General features: G+C 64.9%; 20 protein-coding genes and 1 riboswitch. Of the genes, 10 read left to right on the forward strand and 10 right to left on the reverse strand.

Annotated features, from left to right (window positions below):
* Positions 1–81: 81 nt before the first annotated feature.
* On the reverse strand, positions 82–888 hold the full coding sequence (gene fkpA, locus R2B70_RS15435) for an FKBP-type peptidyl-prolyl cis-trans isomerase (RefSeq protein WP_042074950.1): 807 nt from the start codon (positions 886–888) through the stop codon (positions 82–84).
* Between the two features lie 119 nt (positions 889–1007).
* On the opposite strand from fkpA, the gene R2B70_RS15440 reads away from it, so the two are divergent.
* Both R2B70_RS15440 and R2B70_RS15445 read left to right on the forward strand, forming a co-directional pair.
* Entirely contained in the window at positions 1008–1976 is a 969-nt protein-coding gene (locus R2B70_RS15440; protein ID WP_318161923.1) for a hypothetical protein, read from the forward strand.
* A 14-nt stretch (positions 1977–1990) separates the two neighbouring features.
* A complete protein-coding gene (locus tag R2B70_RS15445) occupies positions 1991–2206 on the forward strand; it encodes a SlyX family protein (RefSeq protein ID WP_042074954.1) in 216 nt (71 codons plus the stop codon).
* 60 nt (positions 2207–2266) lie between these two features.
* Here R2B70_RS15445 and R2B70_RS15450 read toward each other — a convergent pair whose 3' ends face one another.
* On the reverse strand, positions 2267–2905 hold the full coding sequence (locus R2B70_RS15450; protein ID WP_318161924.1) for a peptidylprolyl isomerase: 639 nt from the start codon (positions 2903–2905) through the stop codon (positions 2267–2269).
* A gap of 222 nt (positions 2906–3127) precedes the next feature.
* A complete protein-coding gene (locus tag R2B70_RS15455; protein ID WP_033130616.1) occupies positions 3128–3334 on the reverse strand; it encodes a YheV family putative zinc ribbon protein in 207 nt (68 codons plus the stop codon).
* 39 nt (positions 3335–3373) lie between these two features.
* Here R2B70_RS15455 and R2B70_RS15460 point away from each other — a divergent pair, with 39 nt between their 5' ends.
* The 3 genes from R2B70_RS15460 (at position 3374) to R2B70_RS15470 (ending at position 6145) form a co-directional block, all read left to right on the forward strand.
* Positions 3374–4060 carry a hypothetical protein gene (locus tag R2B70_RS15460; protein WP_042074959.1) on the forward strand — a complete coding sequence of 229 codons (687 nt, stop codon included), beginning with the start codon at positions 3374–3376 and terminating at the stop codon, positions 4058–4060.
* 143 nt (positions 4061–4203) lie between these two features.
* Complete coding sequence (locus R2B70_RS15465; protein ID WP_042074960.1) at positions 4204–5103, forward strand: chemotaxis protein CheV; 900 nt, start codon at positions 4204–4206, stop codon at positions 5101–5103.
* Positions 5104–5161: 58 nt separating this feature from the next.
* Positions 5162–6145, forward strand: coding sequence for a hydrolase (locus tag R2B70_RS15470; protein ID WP_042074962.1), 984 nt, complete (start codon positions 5162–5164; stop codon positions 6143–6145).
* Here the strand turns inward: R2B70_RS15470 and R2B70_RS15475 are convergent.
* On the reverse strand, positions 6127–7278 hold the full coding sequence (locus tag R2B70_RS15475; protein WP_209794659.1) for a diguanylate cyclase: 1152 nt from the start codon (positions 7276–7278) through the stop codon (positions 6127–6129). The two genes, R2B70_RS15470 and R2B70_RS15475, sit on opposite strands and share 19 nt — an antisense overlap.
* Before the next feature lie 89 nt (positions 7279–7367).
* On the opposite strand from R2B70_RS15475, the gene R2B70_RS15480 reads away from it, so the two are divergent.
* From R2B70_RS15480 to R2B70_RS15490, 3 genes are all read left to right on the forward strand, one after another.
* A complete protein-coding gene (locus R2B70_RS15480; protein WP_042074967.1) occupies positions 7368–7613 on the forward strand; it encodes a YheU family protein in 246 nt (81 codons plus the stop codon).
* 245 nt (positions 7614–7858) lie between these two features.
* Entirely contained in the window at positions 7859–8728 is an 870-nt protein-coding gene (locus tag R2B70_RS15485) for a phosphoribulokinase (RefSeq protein WP_043758373.1), read from the forward strand.
* A gap of 16 nt (positions 8729–8744) precedes the next feature.
* Positions 8745–9278, forward strand: a complete 534-nt coding sequence (locus R2B70_RS15490; RefSeq protein ID WP_216990891.1) for a DUF4136 domain-containing protein — start codon at positions 8745–8747, stop codon at positions 9276–9278.
* 69 nt (positions 9279–9347) lie between these two features.
* Here R2B70_RS15490 and R2B70_RS15495 read toward each other — a convergent pair whose 3' ends face one another.
* Together R2B70_RS15495 and R2B70_RS15500 are read right to left on the reverse strand one after the other, a co-directional pair.
* On the reverse strand, positions 9348–9647 hold the full coding sequence (locus R2B70_RS15495) for a hypothetical protein (protein WP_042074972.1): 300 nt from the start codon (positions 9645–9647) through the stop codon (positions 9348–9350).
* 48 nt (positions 9648–9695) lie between these two features.
* Positions 9696–10100 (reverse strand): OsmC family protein, encoded by a 405-nt coding sequence (locus R2B70_RS15500; RefSeq protein ID WP_042074974.1) that lies wholly within the window; start codon positions 10098–10100, stop codon positions 9696–9698.
* Positions 10101–10472: 372 nt separating this feature from the next.
* Between R2B70_RS15500 and crp the strand changes: the two genes are divergently transcribed.
* Together crp and R2B70_RS15510 are read left to right on the forward strand one after the other, a co-directional pair.
* Positions 10473–11111 (forward strand): cAMP-activated global transcriptional regulator CRP, encoded by a 639-nt coding sequence (gene crp, locus R2B70_RS15505; protein ID WP_042074976.1) that lies wholly within the window; start codon positions 10473–10475, stop codon positions 11109–11111.
* A 126-nt stretch (positions 11112–11237) separates the two neighbouring features.
* Positions 11238–12038 (forward strand): putative RNA methyltransferase, encoded by an 801-nt coding sequence (locus R2B70_RS15510; protein ID WP_318161925.1) that lies wholly within the window; start codon positions 11238–11240, stop codon positions 12036–12038.
* A gap of 97 nt (positions 12039–12135) precedes the next feature.
* On the opposite strand, the gene R2B70_RS15515 is transcribed toward R2B70_RS15510, so the two are convergent.
* From R2B70_RS15515 to R2B70_RS15530, 4 genes are all read right to left on the reverse strand, one after another.
* Positions 12136–14502, reverse strand: coding sequence for a M66 family metalloprotease (locus R2B70_RS15515; RefSeq protein WP_412055146.1), 2367 nt, complete (start codon positions 14500–14502; stop codon positions 12136–12138).
* A 158-nt stretch (positions 14503–14660) separates the two neighbouring features.
* Complete coding sequence (locus R2B70_RS15520) at positions 14661–16433, reverse strand: immunoglobulin-like domain-containing protein (protein ID WP_318161926.1); 1773 nt, start codon at positions 16431–16433, stop codon at positions 14661–14663.
* 128 nt (positions 16434–16561) lie between these two features.
* A complete protein-coding gene (locus R2B70_RS15525; protein WP_318163366.1) occupies positions 16562–19159 on the reverse strand; it encodes a glycosyl hydrolase family 18 protein in 2598 nt (865 codons plus the stop codon).
* Between the two features lie 111 nt (positions 19160–19270).
* Positions 19271–19357: riboswitch (cyclic di-GMP riboswitch) on the reverse strand.
* Positions 19358–19560: 203 nt separating this feature from the next.
* On the reverse strand, positions 19561–23022 hold the full coding sequence (locus tag R2B70_RS15530) for a PAS domain-containing hybrid sensor histidine kinase/response regulator (RefSeq protein ID WP_318161927.1): 3462 nt from the start codon (positions 23020–23022) through the stop codon (positions 19561–19563).
* Positions 23023–23075: the final 53 nt, after the last annotated feature.

A 23075-nucleotide genomic window follows, 5' to 3' on the forward strand; every position in this document is an offset into this window, starting at 1 on the left:
CTCGCGGCTTTCTCCCACCGCCCTCGACGCCACACAAGCAAAAACGGCTCCCTGGGGAGCCGTTTTCATCGCATGGTCAGCTTATTTCTTGCTGTCGTCGCCATTGGCGGCGGGCTTCTCGATGGCCAGCAGCTCGACGTCGAATACCAGCACGGCGTTGGCCGGGATGGAGCCGGCACCGTGCTCGCCGTAGGCCAGCTTGGAGGGCAGGAAGAACTTGAACTTGGAACCGACGGGCATCAGCTGCACGCCTTCGGTCCAGCCCGGGATCACCTGGTTCAGCGGGAAGGTGGCCGGCTCGCCGCGATCGACGGAGCTGTCGAACTTGGTGCCATCGGTCAGGGTGCCGGTGTAGTGTACCTTGACGATGTCGGTGGCCTTCGGCTTGGCGCCGTCACCCATCTTCTCCACCAGGTATTGCAGACCGGACTCGGTGCTCTTCACGCCCTCTTTCTTGGCGTTGGCTGCCAGGTACTCTTCGCCCTTCTTCAGGTTTTCCACGGCGTCCTTGTCGGCCTTGGCCTTGGTCAGCTCGTTGATCTTGGCGTCATATTCCTGCAGAACCTTCTGGATCTCCTCGTCGGTCATGCTGGCCTTCTTGCCCAGACCGTCGGTGACCCCCTGAAGGATCACGGTATTGTCCAGCTTGATGCCGAGCTCCTGCTGACGCTCCAGGGTATTGGCGATATAACGACCCATGGAGAGGCCGATCGCATAGCCGGATTGCTCTTCAAAGCTCTTGGCTTCTGCCTTGGGGGCCTCTGCCGACTTGCTGGCTTCTGCCTTGACCTCTGCGGTATTCGCAGCAGGCTTCTCGTCTTTTTGGCAAGCAGTCAGACCGACGGCAACCGCCGCAGCCAACAGGGACACCTTCAGAAAATTGTTCATCAGTTTCTCCAAAACTCTAAATACCGCTCTCGGTTCCTTCGTGAAATGAGAGGTTTATCGTGATAAGCGCCTTATACTAACGCCGTGATCGCAGGTAACGAAAGCATGAGACAGGAAAAATGATCAAAAGTGCCATTTATCTCATCGGTATCTGCCTGATGCTGGCGGGATGCGAACAGGGCTCGCAGCCCGGTCGGCAGATCCGCCTCGCCGAACAGGGCCTGCTGAGCGCGGATCTCGCGGGCTCCGGCAAGCTGGCCCTGGTCTCCAGCCTGGGTCAGGGCACTGTGGTGTGGGATCTGGACCAGGGCAAGGAGCGCTGGCGCTGGCGCCAGAGCGACGATCGGGAAGAGTTCGTCACCCTGACCCGCTTCTCCCCTGACGACAGCCACGCCATCACAGCCACCCAGGGCACCTTTGCCATCTGGCGCCTGCAGGATGGTCGCTCCCAGGGCTACTACTCCCTGCCCGAGTCCAGCCTGCGCGATGCGGCGCTCTCGGCGGATGGCCGCCAGGTGCTGATCGGCCGTGCCGACGGCAAGGCGGAGCTGGTGGACACCCAGACCGGCCGCCGGCTGCAGTTCCTCGGTCACACCGAGCAGGTCAATACCGTGGATCTCTCCGCCAACGGCCGCTACGCCCTCACCGGCGGCAACGACTACAGCGCCTATCTGTGGGATACTCGCAGCGGCCAGGTGATATGGCGCTTCAACCATGGCAGTCGGGTGGTGCTGGCGAGGCTAGACCCCGGCGGGCGTTTCGCCTTCACCGCCGACAGCCGCCAAGCCAGCATCTGGGATCTGAAAACCGGCAAGGAACACAGCAGGCTGCGGTTCGACCACCGCTTCGAGGTCTACACCAGCGCGCGCTTTGCCAACGACGGCAACTGGCTCATCACCGGCGCCCCCTCCCGCCAGCTCTCCCTGTGGCGGGTGAGCGACGGCCACCAGTTGCAGAGCTGGCGGGTCTCGCCCCACCCCAGGGTGAAACCGCCGAGCGCTGTGGTCTACGGCGTGGCTTTGCGCGACAATGGCCACCTCGTCAGCGCCAGCTCCAGCGGCCTGGCCGAAATCTGGACTATCAAGTAAGGACCCAAAGGCCCATGAGTCAGCAACTAAACGATCGCCTCGAAACCCTGGAAAGCCGCCTCGCCTATGCCGAATACACGGTGGAGCAGCTCAACGACGAAGTCACCACCCAGGGCCGCGAGCTGGATCGGCTCAAGCACCAGATCCATCTGCTGGTGGAGAAGCTGCAGAGCGTGCAGCCGAGCCAGATTGCCAGCATGGCCGAAGAGACCCCGCCCCCGCACTACTGAGTGCGCAGCCATGAAAAAACCCGCACTAGGCGGGTTTTTTCATCATCGGCCAGGCCGAAATCAGTGGTGATGGCCCTTGCCACCGCAACCGCCGCCACCGCAGCAGCCGCCATGACCATGGTCATCACCGTGGTCGTGACCGTGATCGTGGCCGTGACCACCACAGCAACCGCCGTGGCCATGGTCGTGATCATGATCGTGGTCGTGGTCATGACCATGGTCGTGACCGCAACCACCGGCACCGTGTACGTGGCCGTGGGCCAGCTCTTCGGCGGTGGCGGCACGCACGTCCTTGATCTCGACCTTGAAGCCCAGGGTCACGCCGGCCAGGGGATGGTTGCCATCCACCTTGACGAACTCCTCGGACACCTCGATGACGGTCACCGGACGGTGGCCATCGTCGGTCTCGGCCACAAAAGTATCCCCTTCAGACACTTCCATGCCATCGAACAACTCGCCGGGCACTTCCTGCACCAGGTTCTCGTCATACTCGCCATAGGCCTGGCTCGGCGTCAGGGTGACGTCGAATGCCTCGCCCACGCTGCGACCTTCCAGCTCGGCTTCGAGGCCGGAGACCAGGTAACGGGTGCCGTGCAGATACACCAGCGGCTCTTTACCGACTGTGGTGTCGATGACTTCACCGTGTTCGTCGGTGACCGTGTATTCCAGCGTAACCACGCTCAGGGGAGCTACTTTCATGTCAGGGATCCTGCGGATAGAAAAAAACGGGCCCAGAATACCTTAAAAAGGTGGCCAAGCATATGATCTGCCCCGCCCCGTCGTGCTGAAAAAGTCGGCAGTCCGGCACGGGTCTGATCTCACCCCGGCTATTCCCGAGAGGCCCTCACTCGCGGCGAGGCGCGACAAACGCACACCCTGCATCGTGCATGCCTTCGCTCAATGCCCCCATCCGGCAGCCCATCATTCGGGACGAAACACCCCGATGACCTGCTCCGCCTCGCGGGTCGCCTTGTCCACCTCGGCCTGGGTCTGCACCTGGGTATCCCCGCAGTCGACACAGGTCACCTTCTCGACTCCATGCTCCATATACAGCATCATGGTGTCCATCTTGCCGCACGCCGGGCACACTGCCCCGGCAATGAAGCGCTTTTTACGTCTGGTTTCCATTTTTGTTACCTCCGGGCAGCATCATATCAGGGTTTTTACATGCATCACGCCATCGAGTATCAGCATTTTTCCACTCCCAGCCTCCAGGTCGGCCCCCGCAAACGCTCCCCCATGGGCCAGTTGCTGCGCGTCACCCGGGGGGCGGCACTGCTGAGACTCGGCGCCCACGAGCTGCTGCTGACCGAGGGCAGCCACTTCTGGCTCTGCGCCGATGCCCTCGCCGCCCTGACGCCCCTTGCGGGTTGCCAATACGATCTGCTGGCCTGCTCCGTGCGGGTGGCGCAGCCGGCCCAGGCCGGCTGGTTGCAGGCGAGCCCGCTGATGGATGCCCTGCTGGACAACCTGGCCACCTGGTTGCGCCCCCGCGACTGGCAGGGCCCCTTTGGCGAGCGCCTGCGCATTCTGGGGGACGAGCTGCAGGCATGCGTCCTGGCGCCGCAGCCGGACACCGCGCTGCAAACCGCCTGGCAGGCGCTGGCCAGCCAGCAACCGGGCAGCGACACGGCCTGGCAGGCCCTGCTTGCCGAGCGCGGTCTCGGTGGGCCAGACGCCCAGGCCCTGCAGGAACAGTGGCGACTGCTGCAGGGGGTTCGCCTGCGTCGAAGCGGCAGCACGCCGGCCCAGGTGGTGGCCAGGCTGGGCTACCGGGATGACGCGGCGCTGGCCGAGGCCTCCCTGCGGTGGCTGGGTCACGCCCTCGACGCCGAGCCCTCGCCCTCCCGCTGAGCCGGACGACAAAATAAAAGATGGTGGAAGGGATCCAGTTTTGCGGCGTGCGGTCGCTAACAACGAAGGAGTCATCCTTGTCACCATCCTCTATGCTGAACACCAGATTGACCGTCACCGACTAGATCAACAGGACATCCGCCATGACGAGCAAGGCCAACCAATCCCAGGGCATGTTGCTGTTCCACCTCTCTGCCAGACAATCCTTCGCCATCGGCACCCTCAAGGTGAAGGAGATAGTGCCCTACACCCAGCTCACCGCCCTGCCGCAGTCGCATCCGACCGTGCTCGGGGCCGCCAGCATGCGGGGCACCACCATCCCCGTGATCGACATGGCCATGGCGGTGGGCTATCGCCCCATCAGCAGGGAGGAGATGCCCCACTGCTTCATCATCATCACGGATTGCCGCCGCACCCTGGTGGGTTTCCTGGTGCGGGGCATCGACAAGATCACCGAGTGCAACTGGCGTGACATCGAGCCGCCGCCCCCCTCCCTCGGGCAGAACGTGTTCGTCACCGGCGTGACCCGGGTGGGGGAGCAGCTGATCCAGCTGCTGGACGTGGAGCTCATCCTGTCGCGGGTCTATCCGGACGATCCCAGCCACCTCTACCCCGTGCTGACCGACGTGCAGCGCGAGCGGCTCAAGCCGATGCGGATCCTGCTGGTGGACGACTCCTCCGTCGCCCGCCGCCAGCTGATGGCGGCGCTGGATTACATCAACATTCCCTACGAGGTCTGCACCAACGGCCGCGACGCCCTCGCCCTGATGCAGGCCAGGGCCACCCAGGGCAAGCGGATCGACATCCTGGTGAGCGACATCGAGATGCCGGGGCTGGACGGGTACGAGCTGGCCTTCGAGGTGCAGAGCGACCCCAGGCTGGCGGAGGCCTACATCATCCTGCACACCTCCCTCTCCAGCGAGATCAGCGTGGAGCGGGCCCACCAGGTCGGGGCCCACGAGGCGCTCACCAAGTTTGAAGCCAACGAGCTGATCCAGGCCATGCTGCGCGGTGCCGAGCACCACGATCACCTGCCGGCCTGATGTTGCGGCGGGCCTTGGCTCGCCGCCTCTATCTCTTCCCGTCGTTCCGAGTCATCCCATGCTGACAGAAAGCCACTTCCACGCCCCCTGGTGGGCCCGCAATGCCCACCTGCAGACCATCTTGCCCAAGTGGCTGCGCCGCTCGCCGGCCCGCTTCATTCAGGAGCGCTTCGAGCTGGCGGATGGCGACTTCGTCGATCTCGCCTGGAGCGGCGACGTCAGCCAGGGCCCGGGGCCGCTGATCGTGCTGTTTCACGGGCTGGAGGGGAGCATTCACTCCCACTATGCCAAGGGGCTGTTCGCCCATCTGCAACGGCAGGGGCAGGAGGCGGTGCTGATGCATTTTCGGGGCTGCAGCGGCGAGCCGAACCGGTTGCTGCGGGCCTACCACTCCGGCGCCATCGAGGATGCAGAGGCGGTGATCGCCGAGCTGGGTCGGCGCTTCCCCGGCAAGCCGCTCATCGCCATCGGTTATTCCCTGGGGGGCAACATGCTGGTCAACCTGCTGGCGCGCGCCTGCCCGGCCGAACTGAAGGCCGCAGTGGTGATCTCGGCCCCGCTGCAACTGGCAAGCTGTGCCGATCGGGTCAATCAGGGGTTCTCACGGGTCTATCAGCGCTATCTGCTGCGCACCATGCGGGCCAATCTGCAGAGCAAGATCCGGCATCTGGCCACCGCCCGGGCCCGCTGGCAACCGGCGCAGATCGCGCGCATCGCCACCCTGCGGGAGTTCGACGAGCAGGTGACGGCACCACTCCACGGCTTCGCCAGCGCCGATCACTACTATCAGACCTGCTCCGGTCTGGGTCTGCTGGCCCGCATTCCCATCCCGACCCTGGTCATCCACGCCGCCGACGATCCCTTCATGACTGGCGCCGTCATCCCGGGGCCAGAGCAGCTCTCCCCCCAGGTGCGCTACGAGCTGAGTCGACGGGGCGGCCACGTGGGCTTCCTGCACGGCTCCCCCTGGCGGCCCCGATTCTGGCTGGATGAGCGCATCAGCCTGTGGCTGCAGGAGCAGACTCAGGGCGCGATGCGATAACCGTTGCGCCCCTCCTCCTTGGCCCGATAGAGGGCGCCGTCGACCCGCTCGAGCAGCATGACGAGGCTCTCCCCCGGACGCCACTGGGCTATGCCCTGGCTCAGGGTGAGGTAGGGCGACACGTCGGAGTCCTCGTGGGGCAGCGCCCGGGCCGCCAGGGTGGCACGAATGCGCTCCGCCACCTCCTGGCCACCGGCCAGCGTCGTCTCCTGCAGCAGCACCACGAACTCCTCCCCGCCGTATCGGGCCACCAGATCGCCGGGCTCGCGCACGCTCTCCTCCAGGCACTCGGCCACCAGGATCAGGCACGCATCCCCCGCCTGATGGCCGTAGCGATCGTTGTAGCGCTTGAAGAAGTCCACATCGAGCAGGATCACCGTGAGCGGCAGTTCCAGGGTCGTGCCCTGCGCGATGGCGCGCTTGCATACCTGATCGAAGTGCCGACGGTTGGCCAGGCCGGTCAGGGGATCCCGGTGAGCCATGGCATTCATCTTGTGCGCCAGCATCAGGTTGTCATACTCCCTCGACACGGCCAGCTCGAACCAGCCGTTGAGCATGCGCCGCCCAGTTTCCAGCACGACCAGCAGCATGCAGACCACTATGATGTTGACCAGCACAAAGGGCTCAGGGCTCCACGAGGCCCTCAGCAGCAGAAACAGCAAAGGGGCGAACACCAGCGCGTAAAACAGCCGCACGTCGCAATAAGCCGCGATCAGGCCGGTCAGCAGCAGCAGGCTGACCATGTTGAAGATGAAGCTGAAGCCTCCCTTCAGATCGACGATCGAGATGGTGTAGCCCGCCAGAGCCCAGGCCAGGCCCCAGCCGAGGGCGCAGGCCCACAGGGAGATCTGCCAGAGGACGTGGGGCTGGCGGGCGAGCCAGCGCCAACCGAGCGGAAACAGCAGGCAGACGCCGGCCATGGCGAGGAGCTGCCACTCGTAGGACCAGGGCAGGCGGTCCACGAGCACCAGGTGCGCCTCCTGGTAGATGTGGAAGCGGGTCAGCAGGAACAGGATGGCGATCAGGTTGATGGCCCAGAACCAGCGCAGTCCGGCGCAGAGGGCGTGGCGGCGGGCATCGAACAGGTGCTGTTCGAACTGACCCGAGGGGCGGCGGGCTTCAGAAGGAGACATACCACCCCTCGCCCGGTCCGTGACAAACCCCTTGCGCTGGCCGGCGAGACACCGACAATATCCGCACTCCACTGACTGAAGATGAAACCATGATTATCCCCTGGCAAGAACTGGATCCCGACACCCTCACCAACCTGCTCGAGCACTTTGTCCTGCAAGAGGGCACCGAGTATGGCGAGCAGGATGTCAGCCTGGCCGACAAGGTCGAAGAGGTCCGGCAACAATTACAACAAGGCAGCGCCGTGCTCGTTTACAGCGAGTTGCACGAGAGCGTCAATGTCGTGCACAAGACTCATTTAAGCAAGGCGTCGACTGACGACTTCCAGCAAGAATGACACAGGATGGGGGACCCGGGCTGAAGAATCTTCATCCGTTTTTCCCTGTTCCTCTGGCCATCCGGCGTTCGGCCGGGGCGCGGCGCCCGCCGGGAAGGCCGCCCGTGGGCCGCCTTCTCCCCGGTGGGAGGCACACTGTGCGCCAGGCTGGCAGAGCCGGCCGGAGGATAGTGCGGCAAGACGGCGCACTTGACCGCACTTTGGGCCAGCCCTTATAACGGAACTCCCAAGGAAGAGAGAATTCTATGTCGGCCAAGCATCCCATCATCGCGGTCACCGGTTCATCCGGTGCCGGCACCTCCACCTCCACCAACGCCTTTCGCTCCATGTTCCACCAGCTCGGGTACAAGGCAGCCGTGGTCGAGGGGGACAGTTTCCACCGCTATACCAGGCCCGAGATGGATGTCGCCATCCGCAAGGCCCGGGAGCAGGGACGGCACATCAGCTACTTCGGCCCCGAGGCCAACGACTTCGGGCTGCTGGAGTCCTTCTTCCAGGAGTACGGCCAGAGCGGCACCGGCCAGTACCGGCGCTACCTGCACAGCTTCGACGAGGCGGTGCCCTTCAACCAGATGCCGGGCACCTTCACCCCCTGGCAGGATCTGCCGGGCGAGACGGACCTGCTGTTCTACGAGGGGCTCCATGGGGGCGTGGTCACCGACGAGCACAACGTGGCACGGCACGTGGACTTTCTCATCGGCGTGGTGCCCATCGTCAACCTGGAGTGGATCCAGAAGCTCATTCGCGACACCTCGGAGCGCGGCCACTCCCGGGAGGCGGTGACCGACTCCATCGTCCGCTCCATGGACGACTACATCAACTTCATCACGCCCCAGTTCTCCCGCACCCACATCAACTTCCAGCGGGTACCGACCGTCGACACCTCCAACCCCTTCAGCGCCAAAGTGATACCCAGCCTGGACGAGAGTATGCTGGTGATACGGTTTCGGGGCATCAAGCAGGTGGACTTCCCCTACCTGCTGTCGATGATAGACGGCGCCTTCATGTCCAGGATGAACACCATAGTCGTGCCGGGCGGCAAGATGGGTTTCGCGATGGAGCTGATCCTGCGCCCCCTGATCCAGCAACTGATCGAAACGGGCAAGATCACCTGAGCCAAGGAGCTTATCGATGCGCGGTGCACTTCTCTCATTCACACTGGCTGCCCTGCTGGGCGGCTGCAGCACGGGCCCCGCGGCCCCCACCGTCGAAACGGGCACCATGGTGGTGCGTCCGGCAGACAACTGGCCCTATGGGGCGACGCCACGCTATGCACTCGCCGAGCAGTTCCAGTATGCGGGCAACAGCGCCGCGCCCTGGCTGGAGCCGGTACAGCAGGCCGTGACCCGGGAACTCGACGGCAAGGGCTGGCGCAGCGTGCCCCTGGATGACGCCGACGTCTGGGTCGCCATCGGGGTGGCGGGCAGCCAGGACATGAGCGACGGGGAGGTCTTTTCCCGCCTCGGCATGACCCCGGGTCTGAATGCCGCCGCCGATGCTCGCAAGGGCACCCTGGCCATACTGCTGCTCGACAGACGCACCCAGCAGACGGTGTGGAGCAGCGCCATCCAGCTCGCCAGCGACGTGCCCGTCGCCGAGGAGGCCCGCGGCCAGCTCAGCCAGCAGCTCGCCGCCCAGCTGCTGGGCGCCCTGCCCGCCCGATAAACCCGCCCCAGAACAAAACGGCCTGCTTCAAGCAGGCCGTTTTGCATACACGCCGTGACGGCATGAGGATCATTTCAGCTCGCAGGTGAGCTGGGTCACGCCACTCTTGACCAGGGTAGCCTGCTTGTCCTGTTGGGAGAAGGTGGTCACCCCGTCGGAATAGCTGGCGATCTCTTTGGGCGACTCGATGCGCCCCAGCTTGTGATACACGCCGGCATAAGGGAACTGCACCATGTCGGCCTGGGCATCATAGGTGATCCCCAGCAACTCTTCCCCGCACTGATACTGGCTGTATTGATACTGGGTCGGCTGCGGCGCACTGCAGGCGGCAAGCCCGAACAGGGGAAGCAACATCATCATTTTTTTCATCGCACTTTCCTTATGTCATGGCGTTATCGACGGGACAAACTACGACTGTCAAGCTTCAAGAATTTGATAACTATGGGTAATTTCTACCGCTTTTTCCAACATCAGGGAAACGGAACAATATTTCTCCATGGACAGGTCCACCGCACGGGCCACCTGCTTCTCGGCCAGACCCTTGCCGGTCACGACGAACTTGAGGTGGATCTTCTGGAATACCCGGGGCACGGAGTCGGCGCGCTCCCCTTCCAGCTCCACATGGCAGGCGGTCACGGTCTGACGGGCCTTCTCCAGGATGGAGACCACGTCGATGGAGCTGCACCCGCCAACCGCCAGCAGGATCATCTCCATCGGGCTGGCACCTTCCCCCGGGTTGGCGCCGTCCAGGGTCACCTGATGACCGGACTCGCTCTCGCCCACAAACTTCATGCCTTCGACCCAGCTGACCTTGGCTTTCATCTCTCACTTCCTCTCAATGACGACGGTTCTGACGCCCATAGCATACCTCAAGCAGGGGTCGAGTGGCACATGACTCGTCATCCTGCATCGTCGCGGGATCCCGACCCGCCCGTGCCGTCCCGGCCGCACCTTGCGAAACTGCCGCAGACCCGGGGGGAAATAGATCGAAATCAACATCTGCCCTCCTCTTCTTGCCTAGAATGCCCCGAACGACGCAGCAGATCGCGGCTCACTGACGGATGGCAATGCCCCAAAGCCTTGTCAGCACAGGCAAAGGCTCTTATTCTACTGCGACCAAAGAGTAAGGAATGGCAAGCTTGGCAACTTGCCTGGACGCACAGTCCATAAAAATGACACTACAGAGGAAGTCTCATGATCATTGGCAAACCGCAAAGCGATCCCACCCTCGAGTGGTTCTTGTCGCATTGCCACATTCATAAGTATCCCGCCAAGAGCACCCTGATCCACGCCGGTGAGAAAGCGGAAACCCTCTACTACATCGTCAAGGGTACCGTCGCCGTCCTGATCAAGGATGACGAAGGCAAGGAGATGATCCTCTCCTACCTGAATCAGGGGGATTTCCTGGGCGAGATGGGGATGTTCGAAGAGAACGAGAATCCGGAGCGTTCCGCCTGGGTACGTGCCAAAGGCGCCTGTGAAGTCGCCGAGATCTCCTACAAGAAGTTCCGCCAGCTGATCCAGGTCAACCCGGACATCCTGATGCGTCTCTCCGGCCAGATGGCCAAGCGCCTGCAGCACACCAGCCAGAAGGTCGGCAACCTCGCCTTCCTGGACGTGACCGGCCGCATTGCCCAGACCCTGCTCAACCTGGCCAGACAGCCGGATGCCATGACCCACCCGGATGGTATGCAGATCAAGATCACCCGTCAGGAGATCGGCCAGATCGTCGGCTGCTCTCGCGAAACCGTCGGCCGCATCCTCAAGATGCTGGAAGAGCAGGAGCTCATCTCCGCCCACGGCAAGACCATAGTGGTGTTTGGTACCCGCTGATCGGGTTCCCCGACGGCGCCCGCACAGCGCCGTTGGATAAAAAGGCTGCCACGGCAGCCTTTTCTGATCCTCTCCCCTATAATCCCGAACGCCCCCGCCGACATGGCCTTCGCCAAGAGAACACCTATGCACCTTCAATGCCCCCTTTGCCGCAGCCCCCTCCAGTTGCATGACGCCTCCAAGGGCCGCTACTGCGCCAACAAGCACCACTTCGATCCCGCTCCTGAAGGTTATCTGGACCTGATCCCCGGCACCAAGAACCCCAAGGACAGCGACAGCCGGGCCCTGCTGCGCGCCAGGCGCCGCTTCCTGGAGCAGGGCCACCAGCTGCCCCTGGTGGAGGCCATGGTCGAGCTGCTTGCGCCACTCGGGGAGCATGAGCTGATCCACCTCGGCTGTGGCGAAGGCTACTACTGCCGCGCCCTGGCCGAGCGCCTCCCTGGCTGGCAATTCGCCGGGTTCGACATCGCCAAGAACGCCATCTTCGCCGCCAACAAGGCGCAGCCTGAGGCTCAGTTCGTCATCGCCGATCCGGTGCGCGCCCCGCTGCAACCGGGCAAGGCCCATGTGTTGCTGGTCAACGACCTCAAGGTCAAGACAGAGCAGCTGGTCAACTGGCTGGCGCCGGGCGGCTACCTGCTCCATGTGCAGCCGGGCCCTCGCCACCAGTGGCAATTGCGCGTCAGCCTGAACCCGGTGAGCATGGAACATCCCCTGAGCTGGCCGAGCCTCGCCGGGCTCACCCCGGTTGCCCGGCAGCGCAGCCAGTTCAGCACGGCGCTGGATCAAGGTTTGCGCGAACACATTCTGGAGACCAGCCGCCTCGGCTGGCGCGCCAGCGGCGAGCAGCGCCACGCCTTCACCCACCAGGGGCCTGACGAGCTCGAGCAGGATCTGCTGCTGAGCCTGTGGCAGAAGCCGCTCTGAGCGCGCCATTCCGGATGAAAAAAAGGCCCGTATGGGCCTTTTTTTGGCATTTTTGTCTGTATGGCCGAGCTCGCCCCTGGTCTGACGGGGAGGCCACCTACTCGAGCGGACGCCCGTTGACGGTGAAGGAGAGCGCCGCCCCCGGCGCCGGGACAGGCCTCTGATCCAGGGTACGGGCGGCACAGATCACGGCGGCGCTCCGTGGTTCGCTGGCCGTGGGCACGTTGACATGGAACTTGTTCATCACGCCGGCATTGAGCCGGTGATTGGCGAGCCGGAAGTGCAGCAAGCCATCCCGGGTCTCCACCTGCAGCTGGCAATCCCCCGCCCCGATCCCCTCGCCGTCATCCCCATAGCCGAAACCGTAAGCGCCGTGCAAGGCCGGATAGAGGTAGCTCGGCAACAACCCGCGAGGATCGTAATAGCCCACCAGGGTCGTCACCGGCACCCCGAATGCCTGCGGCTTGCGCACCACCCGAGTATCCACCACAGGCCCTTCGTGCCAGCGGCTGCCATCCGAGGTGTAGCTCTTCTTGAAGCCACGGGAGACGGTGATCTGCTGGCCGTTGATGAAGAGGATGCTGTTGTAGCCGGCACCGTGCTCCACGGTCAGGATGCGCCCCGCATTCCCGGCTCCGGCAGGCGGCGCCTGGATGTTGCGCGTCCAGTTGCCGTCCCACATGGCTACCTTGACCAGGTCATACTCCGCCAGCAGGGCCGCCAGCCTGGCTTCACTCAGGTCATTGACCGGGGCGCTGATCTGCTCCAGCCGCTCGACCCTGTGCTGGTAGGGCACCATGGTGGCGGTGGCGGCATCCCATTTGCGAAATCCGGTCGGGGAAGCGGCATCGAACACCGCCTTGCTCTCGAGGAAACGCTGGATGATGGCGGCCGAGTTCGGGGTGTAGAGGGTGAAGCGGTTGAAGCCGGAGAAGGGCGCGCCGCCCGCCATGGCATCGAAACCGAACGCGTGGCCCTCGAACGGTGCCTGGCACTGGCCGTCGAGACAGGCGCTCTGGCCGGTGCGGGCGGGGCCGAAGTTGGGAATGAAGCGATTGCGATCCCCGTCCCAGCCCCAGGTCGAGTTGATCGCCTCGGCGCTGCGGTGCACCGAGCCGGTGAAACCGCCGACATAGTGCCCCAGGCCATAGTTGTGGCCCACCTCGTGGCTGAACTCGTTGCCGAGGGAGCTGTCGAGGGTGACGATGCCGCCGCCACCCGAGCCCCCGTGCACCTGGATGCCGTTGGCGTACTTGCCCCGGCTGTTGTGGGCCGCCAGCTGGGCCACCACATAGGGATGGCTGCCCTCCCCCTCGCCGGCCGTGCTGTTGATGCCGTAGTTCGCGTTGTCGATGCCGTGGGAGATCAGCTCCTTACCGATTCGCTGGCGCATGGTGCCCTCGTGCCAGCCGCCCTGGCTGGGATCGAAGTCGGTGAGCAGGGTGCCGTTTGGCAGCATCACCTCCGACAGCGACAGGGGGGCGTACTGGCTGACGATGAGCCGGCTGGTCGGCACCGTCTGGAAATATTCACGGTGGGCCTCGGGATCCCTGGCGAAGGCAAACTGATCCCGGGGGGTGGTCAGCATGCCGATGTCGATGGTGTGGATGAGCAGCTCGCTCGGGGCGCCGACCTGCAGATCCGTCAGCTCGCCGCTGAGCCCGCCCTGGCTGAGTTGCAGCGCCAGGCCAGGCCGGATCCAGTCCGCCGGCAGCACGGCGCTCCAGGCATCGGTCGCGTAGCGGATGCCGTTGTTCTCCAGCTCCCCGTCACGGATCCACTGGCCGGCCACGAATTTGAACTGCAGGCTCTGGCCGCGGGAGAGGGTCACCTGGCGGCCACTGTAATAAATGGTCGAGTTGTAACCGGCGTTGGAGGCCAGCCGCACCATCTTGCCCGCCAGCTCGGCCCCGACCGGCAGATGAATATCCCGCACCCAGCGGCCATCCGCGGTCTGGATGGTGACCAGGGCGTGGGGCTGCAACTTGCTCTGCAGGAAGGCTCCGGCGGGGTCGCTGAGTCTGGCCAGCTCGCTGCTGCTGTCGATGAGGCCACTGGTGCCCGGCCCCGGGGTGAAGTCGACCCCCTCCTCCGGCGACCCCTCGAGGTAATAGGCCGTCTTCGGCAACTGCCCGGGGGGGTTGAGGGTGAGCGTCCCGAGCGTCTGCCCGGCGCCATCTCGCGCCGTCACCGTCATCGGCACGCCGGCTTCGGCTTGCAGGGGCCTGACCAGCAACAGGCTCTTGCGCAGGGCGGTCAGCCTGGGCTGGTTGTCTCCCTCGGCGACATGGGCCGGCAGGATCTGGCTCTGGGCGAATTGCACCTGCGCCGCCAGGGAGCCTTGCAGGTCGTTTACCGGTGGCTGGGTATTGAAGGGCAAGGACGCGGGAGCCTGGACGGCGGCCAACAGGGGGCCGCTCGCCAGGGCGGTCAGGATCAGGCTGGCTAGCTGTGTTTTTTTCATTGTTATGGTTCTCATTGTGGCGGGCATGTCCACATGCCCTGTTGTGGTAAGCCTGATGAAGCGGGTGGCAACGCCTTGGCCTTGCCCCCCTCTTCGGAGGTGAGTCGCGGTGCCGGGGAGGAAAGGTCCATCCAGAACCTGTCATCGCCCCATGACGCTCATCGGTTCTGGCCAGGGGCCCCGTCTTCGCTCACTCCGGGATCCCCCGCGGCGATTCGGCGGCTCAGGGTCTGGTGGATCACCCGCCATTGGGGGGCGAAGAAGATCCCCTCCTGACGACCGACATACATGAGGTTGGTGGCGCCATTGGGATCGGTGTCCTTGGCGTGCCAGAGCCCCAGGTTGTGGCCCAGCTCGTGGGCCAGGGTCAGGGACTGGCCCAGCTCGGTGGCGTTGCCGGGACAGGCGGCGCGATAACCGGCGCGGGGAGGCGCGTCGTCCGGCCCCATGCCCATGGACGACCCTGCCCCGGCCCCGCCACATGCCCGCGCCGGATCCTTGTATCTTCGGATCACATAGAGGTTGGAGAAGACCTGCCCCTGGTTCGGGATCCAGCCCTCGGAGAAGGGGGCCTCCTGTTCGGAGCGATCCCCTTCGTACGAGTCGCCATCACCGTCCCTGTCCCACTCGTGCACCAGCACGCCGTTGTCGACCCAGCTGAGCCGGATGTTGTAGGGAGCGTAGCGGCGGCTGATGTCGCGCTGGATCAGGGCACCGTCATCCCAGAGGTGGGTCTGGGTCTCTCCGGGGAAGGCGATATAGCTGTAGGAAAGCCTCACCGCCTTGGGGGCCGTGACGACGAGGCGCACCAGATCGACCGGTTCGCCGTTGGCCAGGATCGCCAGGTTGGTCTCCCCCTCCTGCAGCCCGCTCAGCACCAGCCTGTCCTCTTCCTCTCCCGGCTGGATCTGGAGCGTCGCCAGCGCCGGATCCGCGATGGCGTAGCTCAACACCCTGGCCTCGGCCCCCGGCAGTTTGCGGATGTGGAGCACCTCCTCGCCCCCCGCGCTGCTCAGCAGCTTCTCCTTGAGCGGGCGGCTCAAACCCGGGTCGAACGCGAGCCGGTTGGCGGGATCGGCCAGCACCTGGGCATAGGGATGGACCCCCTGCTCCTGTATCCCCTCGGCACCGAGCCAGAACTGCCCCGCCTCGTTGCGCTTGAAGCCCTGCTGACCGGTACCGGCCAGATAGCGCAGGGTGACGTGGTAATCCCGTCCCGCCAGCACCGGGATGGGGGCGCTGGGGGTGAAGGTGGTCCCGCTGCTGAAGGCCAGGGGCCCGTCATAAAGCACCTCGCCGCTGTCGGGATCGGTGAGGCGCAGCGCAAACTGGCGGTTGCTGCCACCCCAGACCCCCTCCTTCACCTGGAAGGTCCGGATGGACAGCCGATCCCCCAGCAGCGGCAGGTTCGAACCCGGGATCCACAGGGTACGGCTCAGCTCGCCCCCCACCGCCATGAGGAGGCTGTTGTTGATGACGGGCCCCTCGTCCCAGAGCGCCCCCAGGGCAAGCTGGTTGACGGGATGCTCCCGCTCCGGGTCATAGACGGTGACCGGCAGCGAGAAGGTGGTGGTGGTGCTCCCCCATCCCTTGAAGCCATCCACCGCGGGCAGGCCATCGTCCTTGACCTGATACTGGACCACATAGTTGCCAGGCACCTGGGTATTGACCCCGCTCTTCTGGCTGATGCGGGCACTGAGATCCCCATTCTCGGCGTCCCGGGCGATCAGCCGCGGGGCGAAGGTCGCCCCCAAGGGCAGCTGCTGGGCGAAATGGTTGACCAGCCCCTCCTGGCTGTAGATCTGGGGGGCGCTGTTGTCCTTGCGAAACGCGCCCGTCGTGCTGCTCTGCTGCGCCATCGCGAGCGGTGCCAGCAGCGCACAGCCGAGCAGGGGGGCGCCCGCCCGCAACAGGGGGTGTTGATTCTTCATGGGATCTGTCCTTCATAGGGAATGAGTGCTCGGACACTCTGGTTGCAATGGCAGGGGCGGATGGCCCCTGCCGGTACAGCGTCGGCGGGAAGAATGGGGCCCAGGCCCCATTCCCGTTACGATGGCAATCAGTTACAGCTGGCTGCCCCCTTGTCGACCCAGACCGCGGCCTTGCCGGGCTCGTCGCCCTTGGTCCAGTACTGTGCCTGCCACTTGCGGCCATTGTGGTTGGTGAAATCACCGCCGTTGTAGGCAACCCCTGCATCCCATCCAAGCTGTACCTGGCTTATCAGCTTCCACTGATCGGCGGTGCGGCTCGGCTCATTGCCCTGGGTCCAGTACTTGGCTTCCCACACCAGCTGGTTATGGCTCACCGTATTGGGGGAAACGTAGACGGTGCTGGCGTTCCAGGCCGGATGGTTGGCCGCATCCGGATCGGTCGCGTTGCAGCCGCCTCCGGTGCTGGCCGGCTTGACGGTCAGGCGGGTGGTGGCACTGGCATCCAGCGCCCCGTCGGTGACCACCAGGGTCAGGTCATAGGCGGTGTCGCTGGTGACGCTCGGGCCCGTGACCACCAGGGTCGCGCTGTTCTGACCGGTGGCGGTGAGACCCGCAGGCAGGCTCCACTGATAGCTCAGGGTGTCGCCGTTGGGATCGGAGGCACTGGCCTGGATGCTCACCTGCTTGCCGGACTCGACGGTTGCGGTGGCCGGAACCGTCACCACGGGGGCCAGGTTCGGCTGCGGTGCCTTGTTGGTCACCACCACCTGATCCTTGGCGGTCAGGCCCTGATCGTCGGTCACGGTCAGCTCGAACACCAGGTTGATGTCGGCGCTGACGGCGTCCAGCACCACGCGGCCCCTGGCCTGGGTGGCATCGAGCAGGGTCGCCTGGGGCCCGGAGACCTGCCTCCAGCCGTAGGTCAGCACGCCGTTTTCCGGATCGTGGGAGGCGCTGCCGTTGAGGGTCACCTCGGCCGGGCCGGTGGCGCTCAGATCGCTGCCGGCATTGGCCACCGGCGGCTTGTTGACCGGCGGCAGGCTGCCCTCGCCGTGGCCCAGCCCCTCGTGCATGGCGTTGAGGATGTCGCCGTTGTCCGCGTCTATCTCCCAGGCGAACAGACCGCCGAGCTGGTTCGCCAGCACGTACTGTCCCTTGGCCTTGACCGAGCGATCGTTGTCGAAGCTGATGAGATCCCCAGTGCCGGCCTTGAAGACATAGGGGGCCTCGGCCGCCTCGTCATAGCCCTGCACCCAGCCTGCGCCCATGCGGTTGTTGACGATGTCGCGGTAATCCACCACGCCATTTTCCCAGGTGCCGGTCACAGGTCCGGTGGCGGTGCCGGTGAAGGGGTTGCCGGCCTGGTAGCCGCTCACCCCGGTCCAGCCGCGGCCGTACATGGCTGCACCGACCACTATCTTGCCCGGCGCCACCCCCTGACCCAGCAGCGCCTTGACGCCCTTGTCTGTGGTGTACTTGGTGGCCGGATCCCAGCTGGAGGCAAAGAGGTTGGTCTGGTGGGCCAGATTCTTCAGGTCGAAGGCGCCGCTGAAGTCGTAGCTCATCAGGAAGATGTGGTCCATGTACTGCTGGGCCGCCTGATAATCCACCTTGGCAATCTTGTCGCCGCCGGCGCTGATGGCCGAGGTGAGCTCATACTGGCGACCGGTCTCGGCTTCCAGCTCGTCGAGCATGGCGCGCAGCTCCTGCATCAGCACCACATAGGTGGCGCCATCGTTCGGGCCGCCCAGGTTGGGGTTGGCCCCCTGGCCGCCCGGGAACTCCCAGTCGATGTCCACGCCGTCGAAGAACTTCCAGGTCTGCAGGAACTCCTTGACCGAGGCGACGAAGGTATCGCGCTTGGTCTTGTCACCCAGGAAGTAGAAGGGATCGGAGAGGGTCCATCCCCCGACGGAGGGCAGGATCTTGAGGTCCGGACGGGCCTGCTTGAGCGCCATCAGGTTGCCGAAGTTGCCCTTGTAGGGCTCGTCCCAGGCGCTGAGGTTGCCCTGGGACATCTGGATCGCCGCCCAGGGATCGTGGATGGAGACCTTGAAGTCTTCGCGACCGGCGCAAGAGCGCTGCAGGGCCTCGAAGCTGCCGGAGATCTCTTTCAGGCTGTCGTTGATGCCGTTGCCGCCGCAGATGGGGGTGAAGCCGTAGAGGATGTGGGTCAGGTTCTGGGCCGGGATCTTGTCCACGGTGAACTTGCGACCATAGACACCCCACTCCACGTAGTAGGCCCCCACTACCTTGCCGGACTTGTTGGCATAGGGCTTGTTGTTCTCCTTGAGGGGCGCATTGAGCGGCGCCAGGTGGCTGCCGTCCGTGTCGGCCACCACCAGCTCCTTCTTGTCGGAGAGGGTGCAGCCGTCGGCGTTGCACAGGGCCACCTGCATCTGGTAGCGCCCCCCCTTGGTGACCTTGAAGTTGGCGGTGCCTGCGGCGGACGCCGGGCCCGACCACACCTCATTGCCGTCGAGCAGCACCTTGGCGGTCTGGCCCACGTCGCCGGACCAGAGGTTCCAGGTCACGCTGACCGGGGCACCGTCCTTGTGGACGGTCACCAGCTGGTTGTAGGCCGAGGCGGACTGATTGACTTCGACGATGGCGAACTTGGTGGGGCCCGAGCCTATGGTGGGTTTGCCCGGGGCGGCGGCGAAGGCGGGAGCGGCACAGAGGCCCCCGACCAGGAGCGCCAGCAGGGAATGTTTTGGACTGAACATCATTGAATTTCCTTATTTCGTTATTGGAATGAACAACGAAAAAGGCAACGCAACCTGACAGGTAACGCAGACAACATCGCCACCATGGCTTGGCCCATGGACGATACAACCTGTGGTGGCCCCGCTATCCTAGGTTCGCTGACCCTTAGACCGGAAGCTTTGCGTCCCGGGCTTTCGCCCGGTTTGCCTTTTTTGCACAACTTGGTTTGCGATGAAAATAATCGCCGAATGACTATAAAGGAGAGACGCCTTCGCGCCACCTGACAGAAGTGACATCAACAGGGACTCATTTGTCCGACATGGTGGGGAAAAGGCCGGCAACATGGCGATAAAAACCCCATTCATGGCGCCGAAACCGCCTTTAAAAAATCACCATCCAATGCGCGATAATGTGAATGCCGTCACTGTACCGGCAGCAACAGGCTGTTCATCAGGGCCCGGAGCTTGAGGGGTTTGACCGGTTTGCTCACATAACCGAAGCCGTGTTCGCGGATCTGCGCCTGCAGCTCGCTCTTGCGATCCGCGCTGATGATGATGCCGCCTATCTCGTTGCCATATGCCAGCCGGATCATATGCAGCGCCTGCAACCCCGTCTTGCCGTCGTCCAGGTGATAGTCAGACAGCACCAGGGCGGGCAGGAAGCCGTCGCCGATGATCTCCTCTGCCTGGGCTAGGCTCTGGGCACAGCGCACCTCGCAACCCCAGCGCCCCAGCAGGGACGCCATGGCGATGAGGATGTCCTCCTCGTTGTCGATGCAGAGGATCCTCACCCCCTCCAGCTGGCTGTCCCGCTGGGCGGGGGTCGTCACCTGGCTCGGCGTCACCGGCCGGGTCGCGAGGTTCAGGGTGATGGCAAAGACGGATCCCGCCCCGGGCCAGCTGCGCAGGGAGAGCTGGTGACCCAGGACCTGGGAGATGCCGCGGGCGATGGCGAGTCCGAGGCCGAGCCCCTGCTCCCTGGCGGTGCGGGAGTGATCGAGGCGGGAAAATTCGTCGAAGATCGCCTCCTGCTTGCCCTCCGGGATGCCGGGGCCGTTGTCCCACACCTCGATGCGCACCTTGTCCCCCATGCGGCGACAGCCGAGCAGCACCCGGCCCCCCGGGTTGTAGCGAAACGCGTTGGTAAGGAAGTTCTGCAGCACCCGGCGCAGCAGACGCACGTCGCTGTAGACGGCGAGGCTGCTCTCCACCACGGAGAACTGGATCCCCCCGGCCTGGGCCAGCACCCCGAACTCCGCCTTGAGGTTGCCCAGCACGTCGCTCAGGGCGAAGTCGAGCTTCTTGGCCTTGAACTTGCCCGCCTCGAGGCGCGAGATGTCCAGCAGATCCGTGATGAGATCCTCGGTCGCCCCCAGGGCATCGTCGATGTGACGGGCGATGCGGGCCGGTTCGTCCTCCGGGGGCAGCATCTCCAGCAGGGAGGAGGTGAAGAGTTTGGCCGCGTTGAGCGGCTGGGTCAGGTCGTGGCTCACCGCCGCGAGGAAACGGCTCTTGGACTGGTTGGCCCGCTCCACCTGCTGGTTTACCAGCAGCAGCTGGCGGTTGAGCTCGGAGAGCTCGTGGGTACGCTCGGCCACCCGCGCCTCCAGGTGCTCGTTGGCCTCGCGCAGTACCCGCTCCGCCGCCCGGAACGGGGTGATGTCGGTGAAGGTCATGACGAAGCCCCCCGCCGGCATGGGGTTGCCCTGCATCTCGATCACCCGGCCATCCGGGCGCTCCCGGGCCGAGATGTGGGGGCTGCCGCGCTTCATGAAGGCGACCCGACGCGCCACCTGGGCCTCCACGTCCCCCGCGCCGCACAGCCCCTGCCCAGCGTTGTAGCGGATGATCTCCTCGATGGGGCGCCCCACCTGGATGAGGCCGGGGGGATAGGAGAACAGCTCGATGTAGCGTCGGTTCCAGGCCACCAGCCTGAGCTCCCTGTCCACCACCGAGATCCCCTGCCCCATGTGCTCGATGGCACCCTGCAGCAGGCCGCGGTTGAAGCGGAACACGTCCGAGGCCTCGTCCACTATGGTGGCGATCTCCTCGAGCTGCATGTTGCGCCCCTGCAGGGCCGAGGCCAGCACCAGACGGGCGGACGAGGTGCCGAACACCCCGGCCAACAGCCGCTCGGTGTGGGCGATGAGATCCGCGGAGGCCTGCATCTGGGGCGCCAGGGTGCCGCCGTGCTCGCCGGCGAAGCGGCCGAAGGCGCGCTTGACCCGGTTCGACCCGACGAAGCGGGCCGCCAGCATCTCCAGCTCCTTGACCGAGACCCGCGCCTGGTAGAGCGCCGTGGTGTCCCGGCTCGGCTTGCCGACGAAGTTCGCCGCCTGCAGCCGCTCGCTCACCGCCGCCCGGGAGAGCAGGGAGCCCGCCACATAGCCGACCAGGTTGAGCAAGAGGCTCAGGAAGAGGCACCAGGCCCCCAGGCTCAGCTCCCGGAACGCGGGCCAGTTTGGGGGCGCCAGCAGGGCCTCCAGGGGCGAGCCCGCCAGCAGGCCGCTCTCCGCCAGCAGGGTGAGGAACCAGAGGCTGACCCCGAGCGCCAGGCCGAGGTAGACCCCCTTGCGGTTGCCATGGCGCCAGTAGAGGCCGAGCAGCAGGGCCGGCGCGAACTGGGCCACGGCGCCGAACGACAGGTAGCCGATGCGCGACAGGCTGGTGAGATCCCCGAGCCAGAGGTAGAGCGCCCAGGCCGCCAGCAGGATGAGCAGGATGGCGCCCCGGCGCACCTGCAGCAGTAGCCGCATCAGGCGCTCGTCCCGCCCCTGCTGCCAGACGCGGCGCAGCAGCACCGGCAGCACCAGATCGTTGCTCACCATGATGGCCAGGGCGATGGTGCAGACGATCACCATGCCGGTGGCCGCCGAGGTGCCGCCGAGGAAGGCCAGCATGGCCATGCCATCGAATCCGAGGGACATGGGGAGGCTGATCACATAGGTGTCGGAGGCCATGTCGGCCCCCACCCACTGCTTGCCCGCCAGCGCCAGCGGCCAGATGAAGAGCCCCATCAGGAAGAGGTAGAGGGGGAAGATCCAGCGCGCCCAGTGCAGATCCTGCCCCTGGTTGTTCTCCACCACAGTCACGTGGAACTGGCGCGGCAGACAGATGACGGCGCACATGGCGATCAGGGTGTAGATGGCGAGCTCCAACAGACTGCCCGGCGTCACCGCCACCACAGCCTCGAGGAAGTCGCTGGCCACCAGGGTGCGGGCCTCGCTCGGCCTGGCGACGATGAGCCAGAGCGCGAAGCCCCCCACCGCCATGAAGGCGAGCAGCTTGACCACGGACTCGAAGGCGATGGCCACCACCATGCCCCTGTGGTGTTCGGTGGCGTCCAGGTTGCGGGTGCCGAACAGTATGCTGAACAGGGCCAGCAGCAGGGTGACGCCCAGCGCCAGCTCCGCCATGTTGCTGGTGGGGCTGGCCCCCGCGCTGTTGGCCATCAGCAGGTCAAGCCCGGTGACGATCGCCTTGAGCTGCAGCACCAGGTAGGGAAGTATCCCCATGACGGCGATGAGGCTGATCACCATGGCCAGGCGCTGGGACTTGCCGTAACGGGCGGCGATGAAGTCGGCAATGGAGGTGATGTGCTCGCGCTTGGCCACCAGGATGAGGCGGGCCAGCAGGCGCCAGCCGAACAGGAACACCAGCATGGGGCCCAGGTAGATGGGCACCGGCGACCAGGGGGACTCGCTGGCCTGGCCCACGGTGCCGAAGAAGGTCCAGGAGGTGCAGTAGACCGCCAGCGACAGGCTGTAGAGCAGGGGCTGCCCCTTGGGGCGGCGGCGCTTGTTCTTGTCCGCCACGTAGGCGATGAGGAACAGCAAGCCCAGATAGGCGAGCGACAACCCGATCAGCAGCCATCCTTGGTGCATCTCTCTACTTCCCTTGTCCAGATAAGTCAGGAGCCTGCCGGGCCAGAGACCGG

It is taken from the genome of Aeromonas sp. XH, from assembly GCF_033348475.1.
GTDB classification, from domain to species: Bacteria; Pseudomonadota; Gammaproteobacteria; order Enterobacterales; family Aeromonadaceae; genus Aeromonas; species Aeromonas sanarellii.

Excerpts from the sequence above, each read along its gene's own strand:
- R2B70_RS15500 (WP_042074974.1), bottom strand. The coding sequence starts at position 10,100 with ATGAAAGCCAAGGTCAGCTGGGTCGAAGGCATGAAGTTTGTGGGCGAG.
- R2B70_RS15475 (WP_209794659.1), bottom strand. The coding sequence starts at position 7,278 with ATGTCTCCTTCTGAAGCCCGCCGCCCCTCGGGTCAGTTCGAACAGCAC.
- R2B70_RS15525 (WP_318163366.1), bottom strand. The coding sequence starts at position 19,159 with ATGTTCAGTCCAAAACATTCCCTGCTGGCGCTCCTGGTCGGGGGCCTC.
- R2B70_RS15530 (WP_318161927.1), bottom strand. The coding sequence starts at position 23,022 with ATGCACCAAGGATGGCTGCTGATCGGGTTGTCGCTCGCCTATCTGGGC.
- R2B70_RS15450 (WP_318161924.1), bottom strand. The coding sequence starts at position 2,905 with ATGAAAGTAGCTCCCCTGAGCGTGGTTACGCTGGAATACACGGTCACC.
- R2B70_RS15445 (WP_042074954.1), top strand. The coding sequence starts at position 1,991 with ATGAGTCAGCAACTAAACGATCGCCTCGAAACCCTGGAAAGCCGCCTC.
- R2B70_RS15515 (WP_412055146.1), bottom strand. The coding sequence starts at position 14,502 with ATGAAAAAAACACAGCTAGCCAGCCTGATCCTGACCGCCCTGGCGAGC.
- R2B70_RS15480 (WP_042074967.1), top strand. The coding sequence starts at position 7,368 with ATGATTATCCCCTGGCAAGAACTGGATCCCGACACCCTCACCAACCTG.
- R2B70_RS15470 (WP_042074962.1), top strand. The coding sequence starts at position 5,162 with ATGCTGACAGAAAGCCACTTCCACGCCCCCTGGTGGGCCCGCAATGCC.
- R2B70_RS15455 (WP_033130616.1), bottom strand. The coding sequence starts at position 3,334 with ATGGAAACCAGACGTAAAAAGCGCTTCATTGCCGGGGCAGTGTGCCCG.
- fkpA (WP_042074950.1), bottom strand. The coding sequence starts at position 888 with ATGAACAATTTTCTGAAGGTGTCCCTGTTGGCTGCGGCGGTTGCCGTC.
- R2B70_RS15520 (WP_318161926.1), bottom strand. The coding sequence starts at position 16,433 with ATGAAGAATCAACACCCCCTGTTGCGGGCGGGCGCCCCCCTGCTCGGC.
- crp (WP_042074976.1), top strand. The coding sequence starts at position 10,473 with ATGATCATTGGCAAACCGCAAAGCGATCCCACCCTCGAGTGGTTCTTG.
- R2B70_RS15440 (WP_318161923.1), top strand. The coding sequence starts at position 1,008 with ATGATCAAAAGTGCCATTTATCTCATCGGTATCTGCCTGATGCTGGCG.
- R2B70_RS15510 (WP_318161925.1), top strand. The coding sequence starts at position 11,238 with ATGCACCTTCAATGCCCCCTTTGCCGCAGCCCCCTCCAGTTGCATGAC.
- R2B70_RS15465 (WP_042074960.1), top strand. The coding sequence starts at position 4,204 with ATGACGAGCAAGGCCAACCAATCCCAGGGCATGTTGCTGTTCCACCTC.
- R2B70_RS15490 (WP_216990891.1), top strand. The coding sequence starts at position 8,745 with ATGCGCGGTGCACTTCTCTCATTCACACTGGCTGCCCTGCTGGGCGGC.
- R2B70_RS15460 (WP_042074959.1), top strand. The coding sequence starts at position 3,374 with ATGCATCACGCCATCGAGTATCAGCATTTTTCCACTCCCAGCCTCCAG.
- R2B70_RS15495 (WP_042074972.1), bottom strand. The coding sequence starts at position 9,647 with ATGAAAAAAATGATGATGTTGCTTCCCCTGTTCGGGCTTGCCGCCTGC.
- R2B70_RS15485 (WP_043758373.1), top strand. The coding sequence starts at position 7,859 with ATGTCGGCCAAGCATCCCATCATCGCGGTCACCGGTTCATCCGGTGCC.